This is a genomic window from Enterococcus sp. HMSC061C05 (genome assembly GCF_001814765.1).
GTDB classification, from domain to species: domain Bacteria; phylum Bacillota; class Bacilli; order Lactobacillales; family Enterococcaceae; genus Enterococcus_B; species Enterococcus_B lactis.
Window position 1 is genome coordinate 9,005 of the sequence record NZ_KV817745.1, and the last position, 19,141, is coordinate 28,145.

The 19,141-nt window shown below is 38.9% G+C and carries 17 protein-coding genes; 4 read left to right on the forward strand and 13 right to left on the reverse strand.

The genetic code is table 11. The features are described 5' to 3' along the window. Positions 1 to 773: LPXTG cell wall anchor domain-containing protein (locus tag HMPREF2988_RS13900; RefSeq protein ID WP_257243313.1), on the forward strand; the 773-nt coding region annotated here is incomplete at its 5' end. A 153-nt stretch (positions 774 to 926) separates the two neighbouring features. Here the strand turns inward: HMPREF2988_RS13900 and HMPREF2988_RS08105 are convergent. From HMPREF2988_RS08105 to HMPREF2988_RS08120, 4 genes are all read right to left on the reverse strand, one after another. After that, a complete protein-coding gene (locus HMPREF2988_RS08105) occupies positions 927 to 1,913 on the reverse strand; it encodes a polyprenyl synthetase family protein (RefSeq protein ID WP_024634764.1) in 987 nt (328 codons plus the stop codon). A 22-nt stretch (positions 1,914 to 1,935) separates the two neighbouring features. Continuing rightward, positions 1,936 to 2,502 carry a Gx transporter family protein gene (locus tag HMPREF2988_RS08110; protein WP_042957083.1) on the reverse strand — a complete coding sequence of 189 codons (567 nt, stop codon included), beginning with the start codon at positions 2,500 to 2,502 and terminating at the stop codon, positions 1,936 to 1,938. A gap of 13 nt (positions 2,503 to 2,515) precedes the next feature. Next, on the reverse strand, positions 2,516 to 2,932 hold the full coding sequence (locus HMPREF2988_RS08115; RefSeq protein ID WP_002315806.1) for a NusG domain II-containing protein: 417 nt from the start codon (positions 2,930 to 2,932) through the stop codon (positions 2,516 to 2,518). Positions 2,933 to 3,386: 454 nt separating this feature from the next. Then, positions 3,387 to 5,321, reverse strand: a complete 1,935-nt coding sequence (locus tag HMPREF2988_RS08120) for an NAD(P)/FAD-dependent oxidoreductase (RefSeq protein WP_002315805.1) — start codon at positions 5,319 to 5,321, stop codon at positions 3,387 to 3,389. Between the two features lie 301 nt (positions 5,322 to 5,622). Between HMPREF2988_RS08120 and pplA the strand changes: the two genes are divergently transcribed. The 3 genes from pplA (at position 5,623) to menA (ending at position 8,717) form a co-directional block, all read left to right on the forward strand. Next, positions 5,623 to 6,558: an extracellular electron transfer flavoprotein PplA gene (pplA, locus tag HMPREF2988_RS08125; RefSeq protein WP_002307821.1), complete on the forward strand. Its 936-nt coding sequence runs from the start codon at positions 5,623 to 5,625 to the stop codon at positions 6,556 to 6,558. Positions 6,559 to 6,647: 89 nt separating this feature from the next. After that, positions 6,648 to 7,751 carry an FAD:protein FMN transferase gene (locus HMPREF2988_RS08130; RefSeq protein ID WP_024634761.1) on the forward strand — a complete coding sequence of 368 codons (1,104 nt, stop codon included), beginning with the start codon at positions 6,648 to 6,650 and terminating at the stop codon, positions 7,749 to 7,751. Positions 7,752 to 7,763: 12 nt separating this feature from the next. Continuing rightward, positions 7,764 to 8,717 carry a 1,4-dihydroxy-2-naphthoate polyprenyltransferase gene (gene menA / locus HMPREF2988_RS08135; RefSeq protein ID WP_002315803.1) on the forward strand — a complete coding sequence of 318 codons (954 nt, stop codon included), beginning with the start codon at positions 7,764 to 7,766 and terminating at the stop codon, positions 8,715 to 8,717. Positions 8,718 to 8,904: 187 nt separating this feature from the next. On the opposite strand, the gene HMPREF2988_RS08140 is transcribed toward menA, so the two are convergent. The 9 genes from HMPREF2988_RS08140 to HMPREF2988_RS08180 all read right to left on the reverse strand — a co-directional run bounded on the left by HMPREF2988_RS08140 (position 8,905) and on the right by HMPREF2988_RS08180 (position 18,995). Further along, positions 8,905 to 9,588: a hypothetical protein gene (locus HMPREF2988_RS08140; protein ID WP_257243314.1), complete on the reverse strand. Its 684-nt coding sequence runs from the start codon at positions 9,586 to 9,588 to the stop codon at positions 8,905 to 8,907. 53 nt (positions 9,589 to 9,641) lie between these two features. Then, on the reverse strand, positions 9,642 to 10,187 hold the full coding sequence (locus HMPREF2988_RS08145; protein WP_257243315.1) for a hypothetical protein: 546 nt from the start codon (positions 10,185 to 10,187) through the stop codon (positions 9,642 to 9,644). 167 nt (positions 10,188 to 10,354) lie between these two features. Continuing rightward, complete coding sequence (locus HMPREF2988_RS08150) at positions 10,355 to 11,077, reverse strand: hypothetical protein (RefSeq protein WP_070770388.1); 723 nt, start codon at positions 11,075 to 11,077, stop codon at positions 10,355 to 10,357. Continuing rightward, a complete protein-coding gene (locus HMPREF2988_RS08155) occupies positions 11,077 to 12,012 on the reverse strand; it encodes a hypothetical protein (protein ID WP_070770389.1) in 936 nt (311 codons plus the stop codon). The genes HMPREF2988_RS08150 and HMPREF2988_RS08155 overlap by 1 nt, the downstream gene beginning before the upstream one ends. Positions 12,013 to 12,037: 25 nt before the next feature. After that, positions 12,038 to 15,124 (reverse strand): lysozyme family protein, encoded by a 3,087-nt coding sequence (locus tag HMPREF2988_RS08160; protein WP_180363526.1) that lies wholly within the window; start codon positions 15,122 to 15,124, stop codon positions 12,038 to 12,040. Between the two features lie 33 nt (positions 15,125 to 15,157). Next, positions 15,158 to 17,506: a VirB4-like conjugal transfer ATPase, CD1110 family gene (locus HMPREF2988_RS08165; RefSeq protein ID WP_070770390.1), complete on the reverse strand. Its 2,349-nt coding sequence runs from the start codon at positions 17,504 to 17,506 to the stop codon at positions 15,158 to 15,160. Further along, entirely contained in the window at positions 17,503 to 17,898 is a 396-nt protein-coding gene (locus HMPREF2988_RS08170) for a PrgI family protein (RefSeq protein WP_024634753.1), read from the reverse strand. Before HMPREF2988_RS08170 ends, HMPREF2988_RS08165 begins: the two co-directional genes overlap by 4 nt. Before the next feature lie 9 nt (positions 17,899 to 17,907). Continuing rightward, positions 17,908 to 18,732 carry a VirB6/TrbL-like conjugal transfer protein, CD1112 family gene (locus HMPREF2988_RS08175; protein WP_024634752.1) on the reverse strand — a complete coding sequence of 275 codons (825 nt, stop codon included), beginning with the start codon at positions 18,730 to 18,732 and terminating at the stop codon, positions 17,908 to 17,910. A 35-nt stretch (positions 18,733 to 18,767) separates the two neighbouring features. Further along, complete coding sequence (locus tag HMPREF2988_RS08180; protein ID WP_002310588.1) at positions 18,768 to 18,995, reverse strand: hypothetical protein; 228 nt, start codon at positions 18,993 to 18,995, stop codon at positions 18,768 to 18,770. Between the last annotated feature and the right edge of the window lie 146 nt (positions 18,996 to 19,141).

A 19,141-nucleotide genomic window follows, 5' to 3' on the forward strand; every position in this document is an offset into this window, starting at 1 on the left:
CAAGTGATAGTACCGACACAACGACTACAAGCGATAGTACAGATACAACTACCACTTCAAACGATAGCACAGACACAACGACTACAAGTGACAGCACAGATACAACTACAACAAGTGATAGTACCGACACAACGACTACAACCGATAGTACAGATACAACTCGAACAACAAGTGATAGTACTGATACAACGACTTCAAGCGATAGCACAGATACTACTACCACAAGTGATAGTACCGACACAACTGCTTCAAGCGATAGCACAGATCCAACTACCACAAGTAATAGTACTGACACAACAACTTCAAGTGATAGCACGGATACAACTCGAACAACAAGTGATAGTACTGATACAACGACTTCAAGCGATAGCACGGATTCTACTACCACTTCAAGTGACAGTACCGATACGGCAGATTCAAGCGACAATACAGATACGACAACTACCACATCAAGTGATGGTACAGGTACAACGACTACAAGCGATAGCTCAGATACTACTCGAACAATAAGTGACAGTACCGATACGGCAGATACAACATTTATCACAAGTGATAGTCGTCATGCAAGTGTCTCTTTCCCAAGAACAAGTTCGGATAACAAGACGAACGTCAACTTAACTAATAAAACAAGCGATGATCATTTAAACAAATCAAAAAAAGTACTTCCTAAAACTGGAAGTCAATCAAATAATTGGATAACAGTCGCAGGCGTTATATTACTTGTAATCGGTTTAAGAATCACTTTCATGAGTCATAAGAAGTCGAAAAGATAAAAAAATGATCCGAGATAAAAAATAAAGGGCAACGTCAGTTAGCGACGTTGCTCTTTATTTTTGCTTGTTAACATCAAAAAATCCATTTCAAGTGATCCAAAACACGCAGATTTCATCCTTAGGAATTTATCCACGTGTTGCACCAAATTCTATTCAGTCTTTGCGGTCTAGAATCAATTGAGTAAGGGAAAAAAGGTTTTCTCTCGTTCGAAGAGAGGTGTCAGGTAATTTCTTGATTTCTTTCAACGCCTTTTCGGTGTAGGCTGCTGCTAATTTCTTAGCTTCTCCCACACCTCCTGTACGTTCAACGATTTTGCGTACGGCTTCAACATCTTTTTCTGTCATTTCCGTTTTCTTCTCTAAATAAGGCAGTAAACTCTGTTTGTTTTTTTGCAAAGAATAGATCAATGGCAAAGAATAGACTCCTTGACGCATGTCTTCTAGTACAGGTTTCCCGATTTCCTGACTCTCTTTTGTATAATCCAAAATATCATCGATAATCTGGAAGGCCATCCCGATAGAAAGTCCGATATCTCCTGCTTTTTTTGCGAAACGCTCGCTTGTTCCACTTTCAAAAGCGCCAACAGAACAACTTAGTTGGAACAATTCAGCTGTCTTACCTGAGATATTCTCCAAATATTCTTTTACAGAAAGTTCATAATTATAGCGATCATCCATCTGCCCTAATTCGCCGTTCAATACTTTTTCCATACTGCGAGAATTCAATTGAAGACTTTTCAGGGAAGTCGAGTAATCAGACAATAGTTTAAAACAGCAGACGAATAAATAATCTCCTGCATAGACAGAAACGACATTCCCAAACTGACTACGGATATTAGGCTGACCACGCCGCAGATCTGCTTCATCAACGATATCATCATGAATCAGTGTGGCCGTATGGAGCATTTCGATGGAAGCTGCCAAAGCGATGGCTTTGTCCCGGTCTTGCTCTGGTCCAAATTGTGAGAACAGTAACTGATAGGCAGGTCGCAACAGTTTTCCGCCGGCATGGATCGTTTCTTTGATTGCTTGTTCGACAGGTTTGTTTTTCAGACGGACAGTTTCTTCCATCCGTTTTAGTGTTTCTGTCAATTCTTTACTTAAAGCAGGATAGTTTTCCCACATTGGATGTAGCTTCATAAAAAAACTCCTTGTGTGACGATTATTTTTTAGTAAACATCGGGCTCCATTGTTGTTTGGTTCCCTGCTCATAATCTTTTTGGAATCGTTGCAGTGTCTGCACATGTCGTAAAAGATAATTCGCCGCGATCCCGATAGCGATTCCTGACAAGATTCCTAAAACGGAAAGGACTGGCAAGTACAGCATGACTGTCCATGATTGCGCAATGAAAGAGGCCATCAAAAGCTGACCGACATTATGCATGAACCCGCCGGCCGCACTGATTCCGATGATACTGACACGTTTGGGACCTAATTGCTTGACCAATAACATCCCAAAATAACTAAGCAGCGCACCGCTCATACTATAAAGGAACGTAGAAATCGTTCCACCTAGCAAGGTAGTCAGAAATAGTCGCAGCCACAATAACAAGAAGCTGTCCCGTTTTTTCATGGTAAAAATCGCAACGATCGTGATCAGGTTGGCTAATCCCAGTTTTGCCCCAGGCGCAAAAGCAAAAGGATAAGGGATCATATTTTCCAGTAAGCCAATGATCACTCCTTGTGCAACAAGTAGCGAAATATAAATCATTTTTTGTAATTTGCTCATGGTGTGTGAAGGTCTAATAAATCAGACTGTCTTCGTCACCCCCATCTGTTGATCGGACCTCGATCACTAATTTATGTGGTAAACAAACAATGGTTTCGCCATTTTTCGTTGCCCAGCCTCGACGTACGCAGATCTGGTCATCGCAATCTGCTTCTTTTATCCGTACTCGATCGCCATCTATCTCGATCAAGTTATAATCTCCGTGTTTATCTTTGTAAGTATATGTGTAGCTCTTTTCTCCAGCCATCAAAGGGAATGTTTTGATTTCTGTGCCATCCACACGCAGTACCGCTTCTTTTTCTGCTGTTGCGGTGTTTTGCTGAAGACCAAAAATCATGACTGGTAAAAAAGAAAGAACAGTCAAAAGAAAAATTATAAAAACATCCCAAGGTTTGAGCAGACTTTTTTCAGCAAATTCTTTAAGGCTCATTTTTGTTCTCCTTTTTCCAGATTAACTCACCCAATTTTAGCATAAAAACAAGAGGTTGTGACACCTGTGACTTGCTTTGAGTAATAAGAACGAAGAGTAGGAAACAGCTTTCCATGTTTTCTGATTCTTTGGACTTATTACCGAGAAGCAGCAGGTGGAACACCGTTTATATCAAGAGGTTGTGTCAGAAGTGGGCAGCTTCAAGAAATAAGAAGGAATTTATGAAAATTGCTTCTCAAATTTTTGTGAAATTTCGTCTTATTTCCGAAGAAGCTACTTCTGGAATACCGTTTATCAGAGGTTGTGACACCTGCGTCTTGCTTTAAGCGTGGTGGCTTATCTCGGGCATCTTATTCCTTTATTTTACATAAAAAGGAGGCTGCGACGGTTTGCCTCAGCCCCTTTCTATTGAAATCTTGCATTCAAGTAACGTTGTTCATTTATTTTTATCTATTTATTTCTTGCCGTATTGGGCACTTGGTCTACCGTACCACCAATTGCCTAGTGTACGTTGTAGCCATGGAATCACCCAGCGATCCAAACCAATCGCACGACCGGAACCGTTCATCAATGCGAAAGCAACAAAAATGAACCAAATGTTTACCCAGTAAAACATACCTGATAAACAGAACGTGATCACTAATACGATCGTTGTCGCACTGCATAGCCATGTGAATAATCCAGCAATCAATGCTAATGCCAAGGCAATTTCAAAGAATACCATGAATTTCTGGAAGAACATTGCTACATCATTATTTGGCATGATCACTTGCATGATCTTTGTGAACCAGTCTGGTGACTTCTCAATCACAGCCATTGGTTCTTCTCCGTATGCATAACTCAAACCGAAATGTGCAGCATGAGTCGCTGCTTCTCCGGCACTTGCCCCTGCTCCGCTAGCAGCTGTCGTTGCGTCTCCAGCAGCAGAAGCACCACTGGCAACATCTGTTACATTATATTCCCATGTCCAAGGGAATACGCTGTTTCCAGTGAACCATGATCCTTCACCAAACCATGTACTTGGTTTGAACACTTCACCATTCCCAATGATTTTTTTAGAAGCTTCAACGAACCAAACTAAACCATAGAAAATACGAAGTGGCACACTCCATAAGACGTTGCCGTAACGAGAAGAATGTCCTCGAGTCACGTTGCGATCGTCTTTGATATGGAAAAACTCATGCATTAAATATTGGAACATATAATAACCAGAACGAATATCAAAGAAGTATTTCAAATTCACGATATGTTTCATTACGATAGCTAAAAATCCGCTTAGATGGATCTTGTCAAATAGGTTAGCTACCCCCCATTTGGCACCAATAGAAACCATAAATCCTTGATAGTTTCCTTTAAATTTATGCTTTTCTCCGCCTTTGATCGAAGCCACGATATTCGCTGCGGCTGTGTGTCCTGTTTGTTCAGCAGCTTGGACGATCTGCGGTGTCGGTGTTCCTGGAAACTCTTCATAAAAGACTAAATCACCGATGATATAGATGTTTTTATCTTCGTAGCCTTTTGCCTGCATGTATTCATTGGCGATCAACCGCTGTCCGCGTGCTGCTTCTAATCCAAAGTCAGCAGCGTCAGAAGTTCCTTTAACACCAGCTGTCCAAATCAGTGTGTGAGTCGGAATATTGCGTCCGTCCTTCAGCTTGATATGATCCGCAGCCACTTCTACGATTGGTGCGTTCAATAATAATTCTACATTGTGCTTACGCAAATAGCGTTCAGCTTTTGCAGCATCATTTCGGTCTAACATATTCAAGATCGTTGGCATTGCCTCTACGACCATCAGTGTGATCTCGTTTGGATCCAACTTATAATCTTTGGCTAAGCGATTTTTCCAGTCGATCAGTTCCCCAATCATTTCAATACCGGTAAACCCAGAACCACAGACAACGAAAGTCAGCATGGCTTTACGCAACTCATCATTTGGTTCCAATGCAGCTTTTGCTACTGTTTTCTCAATATGTTCACGAATCCTTACAGAGTCTTCAAATGACCAAAGAGTGAATCCGTGTGCTTTGACACCAGGTGTACCAAAGTCATTCGGCTCTCCGCCCATTCCAAGGATCAGCTGATCAAAAGGATAGGAACCTAATTTGGTCTTGACGATTTTCTGTTCTTTATCGATACCGACTACAGTGTCTGTGACAAGCTGTACATTCTTTTGACGAGCAAACAAATGCTGCAGATCGTATTGGATTGCTTCTGGTTCTACACGTCCGCCAGCTACTTCATGCAACTCGGTCATCATAGTATGGTACGAATGACGATCGATCAGAGTAATTGCTACATCTTCTTTTTTCAGTTTCTTTGCCAAGTATTTTGTAGCTGAAACACCGGCATATCCTGCTCCTACAACGACAATATTTTGCTTTGCCATTGATCATCCGCTCCTTATAGACTATCTATATAATGAATATATGATAATTCTTTTAGTTTGATACTTATTACACAATCTCCATATATTATATAGATGTTCTGTTCTTTTGTCTAACTCCTTTTGGATTTTTTTCAAATTTTAAAATAAAGCGTTTTTTCACGAAATTTGCTGAAAGAAAACGTTTGAAATATTACATGGGTTATTTATCGAAAATAGTTGACTTATAGGCTAAAAAGATTAGAATGTATAATGAATCACAAAGAAAAATTGTGGACTAAAAATGGAATGGTGGGGTATTAAAATGAAGAAAAAACGTTTTGTAACTGGATTTGCCGTGTTAGCATTTTCAGCTCTAGTGTTAGGCGCTTGCGGCGCAGATGACAACGGAAGTTCAAATTCTTCTTCTGAATCATCTACAGCACAATCTTCGACTGCAAAAAGCACAACAGAATCATCTGCAAAAGTTGTTGCTGGCGGAGACTTGCAAGACGGCACATATAAATTAGAAGAAAAAAATTATTCAAATGGTTACCGCGCAGTCTTTGAAATGGTTGTAAAAGACGGCAAAATCACTGAATCAAAATATGATAACGTCAATGAAAACGGCGAATCAAAAACAAAAGATGCAGAATACAACAAAAACATGGAAGCTAAATCTGGCACAAATCCAGAAAAATACATTCCTGAGTTGAATGACCAATTCTTAAAAGCACAAAGCGCAAGCGGTGTGGAAGTCGTAACTGGAGCTACTCACTCATCTGAAAGCTTCCAAAACTACGCACAACAATTGATCCAAGCTGCTCAAGCTGGTAACACAGATACAATCGAAATCGACAATGGTGCTGATTTGAAAGACGGCACTTACAAGCTAGAAGAAAAGAACTACTCTAACGGCTACCGTGTGCAATTCGAAATGACAGTTGCTGGCGGCAAAGTAACTGAATCAAACTTTGATTATATCGACAAAGACGGCAAATCAAAACAAGATGATACAGAATACAATGAAAACATGAAAGCCAAAAGCGGGACAGAACCAAAAACTTACATCCCTACTCTTAACGATGAATTCGTCAAAGCAATGGGTGAAGAAGACGGCTCACCAGCTGATGTAGAAGTTGTTACAGGAGCTACACACAGCTCACATTCATTCATCATGTATGCACAACAATTAGTGAATGCAGCTGAAAAAGGCGACACTCAAACAATCGAAGTAGATAATATCGTAACAGAAAAATAATCACATAATCATACGAATAAAAGTTGGAGGGTGGGACGATAGCCAGGTTAGGCAGTCGTCTCACCTTTCAAAATGAAGAGAGGAAAACAATGCGGAAAAAACTACTATTTTCCTTAATCACACTGAGCATCTCTTTTATGGTGCTAACTGGCTGCACTAACTCAGCAAAAAATACAACCACTGAAAGTTCAGCATCTACCAAGATCTTAAAAGATCCGTACTCTGATGAACAGTTCTTGTTAGGGACTTACGTTCGTATCCGTGTGTATGATGAAGGCAAAGAATCAGCATTGAAACCTGCCTTTGATCGAGTAAAAGAACTTGGTGATAAAATCACGATCAATCAAAAAGGTTCCGAGATCGATGAAGTGAATGAACAAGCTGGTATCAAACCAGTAAAAGTTTCTGACGACGTCTACACGTTAGTCAAACGAGCCTATGAATACAGCCAAGATTCTCAAGGCGGATTCGATATGGCAATTGGTGCGATCACTCAATTATGGCGAATCGGTTTTGATGACGCCAGAAAACCTTCACAAGAAGAAATCGATCAGGCATTGAAATTAGTGGATTATCATAAGATCGAACTAAATGACAAAGAAAAAACGGTCTATCTAAAAGAAAAAGGGATGATCATCGACTTAGGTGCAATCGCCAAAGGCTACATTACGGACGAAGTAGTAAAAGTCTTGAAAAAACAAGGTGTGACTACTGCTATCGTTGACTTAGGTGGGAATGTCTATGTCTTAGGACACAGCCCAAGAGGCGAAAATCAAGACTGGACAGTTGGCATCCAAGATCCGAATATGGCTCGTGGCTCTGTTCTAGGTTCTATCAAAGAACGGAACAAAACGTTAGTTACTTCTGGAATTTACGAGCGCTATTTAGAAGTAGATGGCAAAAAATACCATCATTTGTTCGATCCAAAAACGGGTTACCCGTTCGACAACGATATCGCAAGTGTCACGATCATAACAGATAAATCGATCGATGGTGACGGTCTGTCTACAGCAGTCTTTTCAATGGGTGTGAAAAAAGGTCTGGAATATGTCGAAAGCGAATTGAACAATGGGACGGAAGCAATCTTCGTAACGAAAGATGATAAAGTATATGTGACCGATCCAATTAAAGACACTTTCAAATTATCTGAGGATTCCCATTACACGATGGGTGACCGTTCTGAATTAAAATAAGGAGCACGAACCATGACACTAAAAATCTTTTTAGAAGTAGTTGAAATACGAACAAAGGTGGCTAGTGTATTTCCTTTTGCGGTAGGGGTATTATTCTCTATCGCTTTTTTTCACGAGATACATTGGCTAAACACTTTTTTATTTTTTATTGGGATGCTAGTTTTTGATTTAGCGACTACCGCGATCAATAATTACATGGATTATGAAAAAGCTCATTCTGAAGTATATAAGTATGAAGAAAACGTCATTGGTCGCAGAAATCTATCCCCTGTATTGATCCGAAACATGATTTTAGCGATGATCGCATTTGTTTTTGTTATTGGCATTATTTTAACGATCAATACGGGTTGGCTTTTGCTTTTGATGGGATTTATCTGTTGTTTTATCGGAGTATTCTATACATTCGGTCCCATTCCCTTGTCTCGAATGCCTTTAGGGGAAATCTTCAGCGGGGTGACTATGGGACTTGGGATTTTTGCCATGGTCGTTTATGTCAATACATTCGGTTCGGATGTCTATGATCTGACGATCAACTTTTCATCCGGGCAATTTGCTTTGGTAGGAAACCTTTGGGCTATAGCAGCAATTGTCTTAGCCTCTTTACCCCTGGTGTTTACGATTGCCAATATCATGTTAGCTAATAATTTGCGAGATCTTGACCGCGATATTGAAAATCATCGCTATACACTGGTTTTTTATATCGGACGCCCAGCAGGAACAGTCTTATTCCAGCTATTGATGTATGCTTGCTATTTTGTGATTTTGATGGGATTGTTGAGTGGTATCTATGAATGGCCGATCTTAGTCACCTTCTTGACTTTTCCAATTGTGAAGAAGCATTTAGATCAATTCAAGCAAACATTACCCCAACCTATCAGTTTCAGCTATTCCATCAAAAATATGGTCTTATTCAATGCTAGCTATGTATTGGGTTTATTACTAACGATCGTTGTACAAGCCATTTAACGACTTGAAGAGGTTGTGACAGAAGTAGTCAGCTTCAAGAAATAAGAAGGAGTTTACGAAAATTGCTTCTCAAATTTTTGTGAAATTTTGGCTTATTTCCGAAGAAGCTACTTCTGGAACACCGTTTATTCGGAAATAAGGGCTGTGACAAGACTTTTGTCACAGCCCCTTATTTTTTTGATTCATATCAGCGAACTTGACGAGAATTTTCTTGAACTGATGGCTTTTGAGATATTAGCTTAGCGCTCTGGTTAATTCCTTTTAATTTAGCTGTTAAGGTTGTTGGGCTATCTGTAATAATCTCTCCTTTTCTACGCACAGCTGGCAATAAATTGTTCAACGCTTGAGACATTTCTTGTTCATTGCGAAGGTGTAACTTGACATTTGCAGTATCAGCAAGATCTTTGATCGTTCTGATAACAGATGATACTTCGTTAGGGTAAAATTTTTTATAACTGTTTTTTAAAGCTTTTACAGCAAATCCTTCTTTATAGTTCAACCGTTTAAATGTTTTACTGCTTTTTATATAACTTGGTTTATCCTTGATTTCTTTTCTTTTTCCATATATTTGTTGCTCAAGATCATGCATTTGATGACAAATTTTTCCATAATCAATCAAATTGTTCTGATAATCTTTAATTAGCTTTACAGATTGATTATAAATCGACATCCCATTTTTATATTCGTTAGATTGAAAAGCTTTTTTAAATTCGTTTCTGTACTCAGGATTTTCTAGAGCTACCCCTTCCTTCTGTATTTCTTTTTGTCCCTTAATCAGTTCTTTGTATATTGATTGCCAGTCTTCACAAACACTTTTGAATTTCTCGTTCAGCAATTCTTTTTCTTTTTTTACGTCCTTTTTATTAGGCATTTTTTCAGACCTCGCTTTTTGTTTTATTAAGCCTACCTGTTGGCTTTGCTGTTTTACCGACAACCGTTTTTTTTTATGACTTGATTTTCTCTAGGATTATTTGGGGTACTTTTAAGGGCTGCTCTAGCTTTAATAATGTCTTCTAACGTGATTTGAAAATTACTAGGCGGGCGTTCTTTATTCACTTGTTGCTTGTATAATTCAATCCCAAAATTTGTTGTCTTCCGGATATCATTCATTGATCGTTCAACGTTATGACTTAAATATGATTTGGCTGTGCCCACCACATATCCTTTTCTTTTCATCGTCTTGCTTTTATACTGATAATCATTTTTGTCATTCAATAGCTTTCTTACATCTAGAATCTGTTCTTCGACATCTGCTAATCTTTGATTCCATACCCTATAAGTTTCTTTTGTTTGATTATATTCATCAAGCAACACTTGCTTTTTAGGAGGATCAATCATTCTTTTCGTCATTTCCTTCTGTTGTTTGTTTAACGTTTTTTCTATTTTTTTGACGTTATCCAAAATATAAGTAAAGTGATTATTCAGTGCTTTCTTGCTGCTGCGTAAATAAGCCTTTTCTCGTTTATCCATCATGAACCTCCGCTTTATTCACTAAATCAAGTCATGCGCTGTTGACCATTGCGTCTTGTTTCATTTGTCTATTGTTCTTGAGATACAAACTGTTATACGCTTGATTTAGAAAATGCTTAGGAAGAGATGGAGATCTCGTTCTTCCTAAGCTTTTTCGATTGTTTCTCTTATCTAGATAGTGACGGTGCTGAAATTTTTTTCTCATTAAGCACTTTTTCATTCATTTGTTTGGCTACCTTAGTTGCGGAAGCTGTAATCTCACTTAATGAACGTTGACGTTTCCGAGTTGGAGCAATACGATTGCTTTGCATTTGTTGGCTTCGTCCCCGAGATCTAGCAGCTTTGTTGCTTCTTGTTCGTTCATTTCTCTCTGCTTTTGTACCTGATTTTTGCGATGCCGATCCTAATTCTCTGGTTTCGATATTCCGGTTCACAGTAATTTCTGGCGTTTTGACTTTTCTAGGTCTAGCCATTCCTCTTTTAGCATTGATTTTAAGTGTGGGCCTAGCTGCTTGATGTGCTTTTTCAGATAATCCCACCGTTTTGCCCTGTAATTTCTGACTTTTGGTCTGGCTCTCTTTTTGGACTGCTACATTTTTTTTGTTCTCTTGTTTGACTTCTTTTTGTTTCCCCCGCATCTTTTCCACAAAATTGATGCTTCTTGTTCTAGCGTTATATAAAAGTTTAAACATAACTATTGGAACACGAGGCAGGCTTTTAATAGTCTCGCGAAAACTTTTCTTTCTCACAAGATTGATCGTTCCTCTTCCAATTCTATATAGAGACTTCACGGCAAATAATAAAATACGGGGAGTGCTTTTAGCGAGATAGAGAAACCCTCTTTCCGTGAGTTCTACTTCTTTATCTTTCGAAGCATTATTTCCATCCATCAGTTCGTCACATCTCTTTCTGTGATAATGACCTTGTTCCCTTCTTCATCTGTTGTCTCTATCGTCCGTTCGGGCAAATCGTCGCGTGTTGCCCCATCTTGCGTTAGTGTGACATCGTCATATTTTTTTTCATAGTAAGAGTTCCACTTGAAGGTCCCTACTGGTCCTGCCAAGATATATTTTGACCCTTCTTCTGTTATCTTAAAATTAATATCTTGTTTTCTATCATTTCCGTCTGTTCGGCTTAATGAAACAGTAGCTCCGCTTTGTTCCGTAACTATTCCTGTTATGGTATATTGGAATGTCTCCGTTTCCTGATCATCACCTTCGATTTTCGTTTGAATATATTCTCCATCTTTGAATTCCAGCTTGAATGTTCGATCTGAATTTTTGTTCTCCCAGTGACCTTGCGTCAGGATATCAGACCACATTTGGTTCACTGCTTTTTCAGCCGCTTCGATTTGTTCTGCATTTTCTGATTCCATTTTTTGTTTGATGTCTTCATTCGGATATAAGAAGATCTCTTCTTCTCCTTCTTTCAGATACATCACTGTGCTACCCATCCGTGTTTGTAACTGGAACTCCTTTGTTTTTCCATCTTCTGCTTCTAAAACCATAATATTTTGGTCCTTGAGGTAGTATTCGCCTTTAGGAATCCAGGAAGAAGCCCAGTAAGTTCCATCTGCATCTAACTCGATATACATATCATCCGAACGGTTCGAATACCATGTTCCGCTGTAGATTGTTCCGTTATAACGTCCGATCGTTTCTTTGCTTTCTTGAGTTTGTTCTGTCTTATCATTTGCTTGGGCTGTTTCCTTTGGTTTTCCACTCATCAGTGAATAAGTGACAAGAGTAATTACTGCCACGATTAGAACAGCTATACTTATAATGATGTTTCTTCCAGCTTTTGTCTCTAAAAAATTTTTAAGCATCTTCGCACCTTTCCTAAAAATAAGATTATGGGGTTCCATACCCCGAGATAGCTATGCTATCTAAAGCATAGGTTCTTCTTCTTACTCGATTGTCGGAATTTCCTTCGATGACTTGGACCATTCCGCCCCCTGCATATTCCACAATTCCGACAAAATCCTTGCCAGTTCTTCCACCTGACCAATCAAAGAAAATAAGATCACCAGATTGTGGTAAATACTCTTCATCATGACGTTTGAATTTTTCATTTTCGTAGAACCAGTCTCTCATCGCTAATACATTTGGCGTCTTCAATACTTTATTTTGACTGATGTAACCTGCTTGATCTGCTACCCATGAAACGAACATCGCAGACCATTCTGCACGATTTTCAAAACCAAACCAGCGCCAATATTTATCACCATTCAAATTCCCTAACTCTTCTCTAGCTATTTCTACCATCCGTCCACTCTCGACCATGATATTATTCGTTACAAGTTGCGCATAAAACATATTTCCATAATCATATCGCCACGTATAACCAAACAGCAACGCAGTAGGATTGTGATACGGAACGGTTTTTCCATTACTTTTATCTCGGGCAAAGATTCTGCTGTCATCAAAGGAGTAATCACTATTTCTTCGGATCAAGTCATCTAAATAACCTTCTCCAAAGTTATATGCCTGGACGGCAGCTCGCTCATTCTTCTGGTTTTCCTGTGCTTTTTTCAGAAGACGAGCAAAATAACGTACGCCAACTTCGATGGATTCTTCTGGACTCCTAATGGAATTTGGCGGTCTTCCTTGTGATTCACTGGCTTGCATGATATCAGGAAATTCTTTCTCATTCCCGCCTGTTTCTACCCAGATAATGGATAAAATCGCATTTTCATACCCTTCGATATCATTCTTCTTTGTTTCTTCAGCCACTTTCTCCCGCCATTTCGTAACAGAAGCTGGTGGATTGATCAGTTCCCCTCTCAACCCTCCGCCACTGCGGAAATAACCGAGATTCGTCTCATGAGCAAAAGAAAGATTATCGATATATACTGCTGGATATAGTGGCGGATCTGCGTGCCAGAAACGATAAAGTTCCATATCCATAAGCAAATTACCACCATTATCAGAACGAGTATATCCAATAAGATCACCTGCAGATAATCGCTGCCCTGAACGTAGTCCAGGTACAAGATCGATATTTCGATAATGCAGATAAAATGAGAATTCATTGATATAAACCCACGTGCGTAAACCAGTTCCGTCTCCTAAAATACTACCGATGGTTTCTTCCCCCATCGCATAGACAGGTGTGCCAGGCTCGGCTTCCAAGACAATATCTACATGTTGATCGTCTGGATTTCGTCCACGATATCCGTAATTTTCGATTACACTTGCGTAATGAGTGGCCCCGAATGGATTAAGTAAAAAGATTTTGTTTTCAAAGCGATCTAAATCACTGATTGGATAATATTTATCAACTTCCTCTTCATCGAATGCAGATACCCTACCATAATAAGGGTCATCATCGGAAGGGAACATTCCTCGCAGGGTATAGACATCTACTTCCGGGTCTGAATCTAGCATTTCCCCTAATGTCTGGATATTGATGTTGATCGTCACGATATTTTTTGTTTCTCTTTTGACTTCGACTTTCTCTTCCCCAGTTTCTTCGTCAATCGTTACTGTTGTTGTTTCGATTTCTTTTCCTAGTTCAGCAAGCGTACTGTAGTTATAGACCATATCATGGATAGCAAGGATTTCATCTCTGACTCGATTGACACGGACTGGTTCTTGCGTCAATGGATGGGGGGCATCTTTGAATATGGCATAGATAGTTCCTCGACTAGTCCAAGGAATCCAGTGGCCAGTTTTTTGCCCGATTCTTTCCCGATATTTCGCTATTGCTAATTCATCGATATCGTAATCTTCGAATTTTGCATTCAAATAGTATAAGTAACTGTCGCCATTTGATGAGTATAAAAATGTTTCTGGATCAGATTGGACACCGTTGACATGGAAGTATACTTCATCGAATGCTTCGTCATTGATCAAATTTTGGTAAGCATTGTAGACATTTCTATTTTTAAGAGCATCTAGTTGAGTGACATAGCGATAAGCTTCTTCCAACGCCATATCTTCTGTCTTCACGACGAATAAACTAGCAATAAACATGAAAATCGTGATAATTACAGTGATGACCGTAATGACTATTGCCACGATGGTTATGATGATAATCAGTTTCAACAATATCGGTACTAAAATAAACAGTGCAATCAATAACCCGATTAAATTCAAGTTGCCGTCCCCATCTCGTCCTACCTTATCGATCACTAATTCCTTTATCTGTGAACGAAAACGATTTTTAGGCGAAATATTTCGTTGTAATGAACGGTCTACTTTATGTTTTAGATTTTTCACACTGTATGTGCTTGCTCGACCAGACTGTCTCTTATATTTCTGGCTGGTTTGACCAGTTTGCTTCGATTGAGCAGAGAGAGTCGAACGCTGATGTTTTCTCTTATATGTTTGAGCAGTTTTGGACTGTCTGTTGATTTTAGTCTGATTTTGCTTCAAAGAAGCTTTTTGCGCCTCACTGACATAGCCTTTATATGACAGGTCTGTTTGTAAAGCTTGTTTACGGAACTTTTGCTTACGAATAATCGTTTGTGTTGCCTGCGTGCTTTTTTTATCAGAAATCACACTATTCCGATAAGTCTGCTCATTCGGTTTTTCCCGTTGGATGATATGTTGTTGGTTCGTTTGGCGAGCATTTTCCAACTTTAGCTCTTTTTTTGATTTTAAAAGTAATTGTCTTCTTCGAAATAACTTTTGCTGTTTCGCGATTTTTGGATTGCGCACTGCGACAATTCTTTTTTCGAGAAGCATGGCACGAAGGCGTTTTTTACGCGTATTCGAAGTTATCAGTTTTACTTTTTTCCCGTTTTTTTTCTTCAACCGAATGTTTTTCTTTTTCTCACTACTCGTTTTGAAGACTTTTGTTTTTGATGATTTCTCACCATTTCTATTTAAAACAATATTTTCTGCTTTAGACTTGGAAGTGGAGATGCTTCCTTTCTCATCCTCTCTTTCGTTATCCAGTTCAATATTTCCTCTTGGATTTTCCAAATCAGCCACTATCACATATCCTTTCTGCTTGTTTTTGCTTTATTATGTTTCTCCAGGCTTGGTCGACATCATTTTGTACAGCTTCGTATCTTTCGGAAAATGATCATAAAACGGGAGAGTGGTATCCCCAAATACCATTAATCCATAGCCTTCTGGAGAATTGACTACGTATTTCTCCTGTTCTTCCGAGATATCGAATAATCGAACGAGCTGCGTCCTGTCTGATTTAGCCTGATTGAGCATCATAACGAAGTCACTGTTAGACAGCATTCTTCGTGCAAGATCCGATAGCAGCAATGTCTCCACGTTCTGAGTAATCCCTGTTGGAATGGCCCCCCATTTTCTTGCCCGGCTCCATAATTCAAAGAAATAATTTTCAGAGTATTCATTGGTGAACAAAAGCTGCATTTCATCGATATACAGCCACGTACGTACACCACGTTCCCTGTTTTCCGTGATTCGATTCCATACTTGGTCTAAAACAATCAGCATCCCCATTGTCTTTAATTGTTTCCCTAAGTCTTTGATATCGTAAATCACAAGACGTTTGGTTATATCCACATTGGTTTTTGCAGAAAATACCGATAAGCTTCCTTCAATATAAATCTCCAAATCCATGACTAGCTGTCTCGCTTCCTCTTCTTCCTGCTCTTTCAATATGTTATAGAAATCCACAAAAGTGGGTGTATCACCGCTCATTAATTCATACGTTCTACGACAGACTCGGTCGATTAACGTTTTTTGTGTTGAACTCAAGCCTAGAGCCCCTCCAATGATCAAGTCGAAAAGAGAAATCAAAAATTCTGATTTTAATACAACCGGATCAGTATCATCTCCATAATTGTCATTGATGTCCATGGGGTTGATAGTCGTTGCAGAATCACTGGATATTTTGATGATCTCACCATTGAAATTCTGACCGATGACCGAATACTCCCGCTCTGGATCAATAATAATGACTTCATCTTCTGCATCTCGCAGTAAGACATTCACGATCTCACGCTTGACTGAGAAACTTTTTCCTGACCCTGGTGTACCTAGCACAAAGCCGTTAGGAGCTTTCAATAGCTTTCTGTCTAGTGAGAGTATATTTTTGGAAATGGCATTGACGCCATAATATTTCCCGTTTTCTTGGATCAAATCAGATATCGTGAATGGAATAAAAATCGCTGTGCTGGCTGTTGATAGCGTACGATCTAGCGGTATCGAATTTATTCCTAGCGGGAGTGTCGCATTTAGTCCATTCTCCTGCATAAATTCTAATTCAATGATCTTAAATCCAAAACGACGTCCTACTGCATTCACTTCGTCTTGGATCTCCGCCAGCTGTTGGGTTGTTCCTGCCCGAAAATGAATCGAGCTTGTCATCGCATAAAGCTTCTGACCTCTATTTTGCAAATCATCTACCAAGCCTTTTGCTTCTGTTAATGAATACGAAAGGTCATAAGAAAGCATTTCATAATCATATCCGTTTTGCAGTGCCTTTTTTTGTTCATCGACTTTTTGCTGTTCCATAAAGGCTAGCTTTGTTTTTACCAAATCAAAAGCTTCATCTTGTTCTAACGGGTCGATATGAAGAGTGATCACTAATTCTTTAGGGATCTCCAGTAGTTCATATAAAAATGTATCAGCTAATTCAGATGGATATTCTTGGAGATAAATCGTTTTTGCATAATGCGTATCTACTTTTAGATAGTTTTTGTTTTCTTTTATCTCAATGACTTCTGGCAATACATCTTCGACCCTTTGCTTTTCTCTTTTGTCATCTGTCCCTAAAATCTCTGAGAGGATTGTCAATAATTCTGTTTTTTCGATGCGCTTGATCTTGCTTCCTAATCGACTGGCAAACATTGCAAAGCGATCAGCCACCATTTCTAATTCTTTTTCTGCATGTTCTATCCTTGTATGTTTCTGGACAAAAGTGAACAAAATACATTTTCGATACCCATTTTTTTCTTCGTCCAATTTTCTAGAGATGACTTCATTCATTTCTGATCGATAGTCATCTAAAAAATCACCTTTTTCCTGATAGTAAAGGACTTTTTGCAAGTCTGCCAAAGGACGTTTCTTTTTATAAACTGTCAGTTGCAACTTGGTTTTACTACTTAAAGAATTCAGAAAATCACAGTATTGAGAAAAAATCTCGATTTGATGTTCTTCTGAAGATAACTGGTAATTGATATCTTCTAATTCAATCGTTGTAGAAAAGGTAATCTCGTCGATTTGACAAATGCCACTAGGATAGATTTCCTGAAACGTAAAAGTAGCTCGCAAAGGATCTGTCTCTTTTATTTCTTTTGTTTTCTTCCCGCCTTTTTGTGTTTTTGGTTCATTGTTCTTCAATTTTTTCTTTAATTTCCTCGTTTGAGTAAGTGACTTCAACTTCATCATGTTTCTTGTCCGCCTAGATCTTTATTTGCTTCTATATTTGCTTCTCCAGTTTGTTCTTTCTCTTCTTTTTTGCTTTTCTCTCCCATTTTCGTCTCCTGCTTCAGCCTCACACCGGGTGAAAAATGGTACTTGAAGAACTGTTTGATATATACTTCAAAAGTCAATCCATTGCGCTTGAACCAGCCAAACGAAACGATTGGTATCGATGAAAGGATCATCAACCAACTGGTGATTTCCATCGGGATCTTCAACCACGCGATGAAAATCAGACTGATCACGATATTTACTCCAGCAGCGATACTTAGGCAAAGTAACTGCTTTAAAGTCATACCAGCGATTACTTTTTCTTTGTATTCTTTGATATCTTTTGGTACTTTTACTTCGACAGCCATAAATCCTCCTTATGATGCAGAGAGCAATGTTTTTGCCCATCCTTTTGTTTTATTGATTGAAAGCAGTAGAGCAAGCATATAAATGGTCAATCCCATGATGATCCCCCAGATTCCGCTACCGACTTCTTCCATGATTTTTATAAACAAAAGCGGATAGATAACTAAGACCAAGCCAATAAATGTTGCTTGTAGTCCCGTGGCCGCAAAATTCTTGAAAAAGCTTTTCGACATTGCTGAAAATTCCTGGTTTGGAAGTGCCCCCATCGGGATTGGTGCCATCGCACAAAAAATATAAAGTTCCAAGAATCTTAGATAGATCGTCACTTGGATCAACACTCGCACAACAAGTGAAACCAAAAACATGATACACATGACTAATAGAATAACTAGTTGTTCCCACCATGAGAGGTCGGCGACTGCTGAACTTACCCGATCTGCCACATTATTCAGTACACCATCATTTCCGATCTCGATCACTCTGGCAGTCAAGTTGCTGGTAATAATGATGATTCCATCTAGTATGTCTTGAATTCTTAAAATTACTATGTAACAAAGCACGAATTTAATCAGTGCTTTCATAATCATCTCGAATCCAAGCATAGGGGCACCACCTGCCCCTTCTACTTTCATTGAGATCTTCTGGAACTCCAAAAGAACAAAAATAGCCAATATTGATAAGGCAATCGGTCCTACTACATGTTGCTGCAGCCGCATAACCAAACTGTATGCATCATACATATAAGACTGCAGATCCTGACTCAACATAGCTTGCAAATCATCTCCATTCAGATAAGTAATAATCTGATTGAAGAGACTCATTATCGCTGTGTGCATACGCTAAACTCCTATCATCCTCATTGTATTCAAACTCATGGCAACAAAGAACTCATATCAAAGGATGTAGCAAACCAGCCTGCAGCCACTAAGATCAAACCGCCACCTACAATTTGCCAAATTCCCTGCTGTAGCTGAGGGCCATTTTTATCTTTTAAGGCACCTGCCAAAATAATTGTTCCCCAAATCAGCCACAAACCGCCTCCAACTAAAGTAAAACGTGAAACTAATGTAAATACCTGTTGTAATAATCCTGAATCCATAATAATTACAATCTCCTTTGCTAATTGATTTTTATTTTTAAAGCCTAATTTCAGTATAGCTAAAATTTTCCCTTACTCTCTCACAGTTATTTCTAAGTTCAGAAAATTTTGGAACGTTTCAGAAAACACCTTTCTTAGTCATTTTC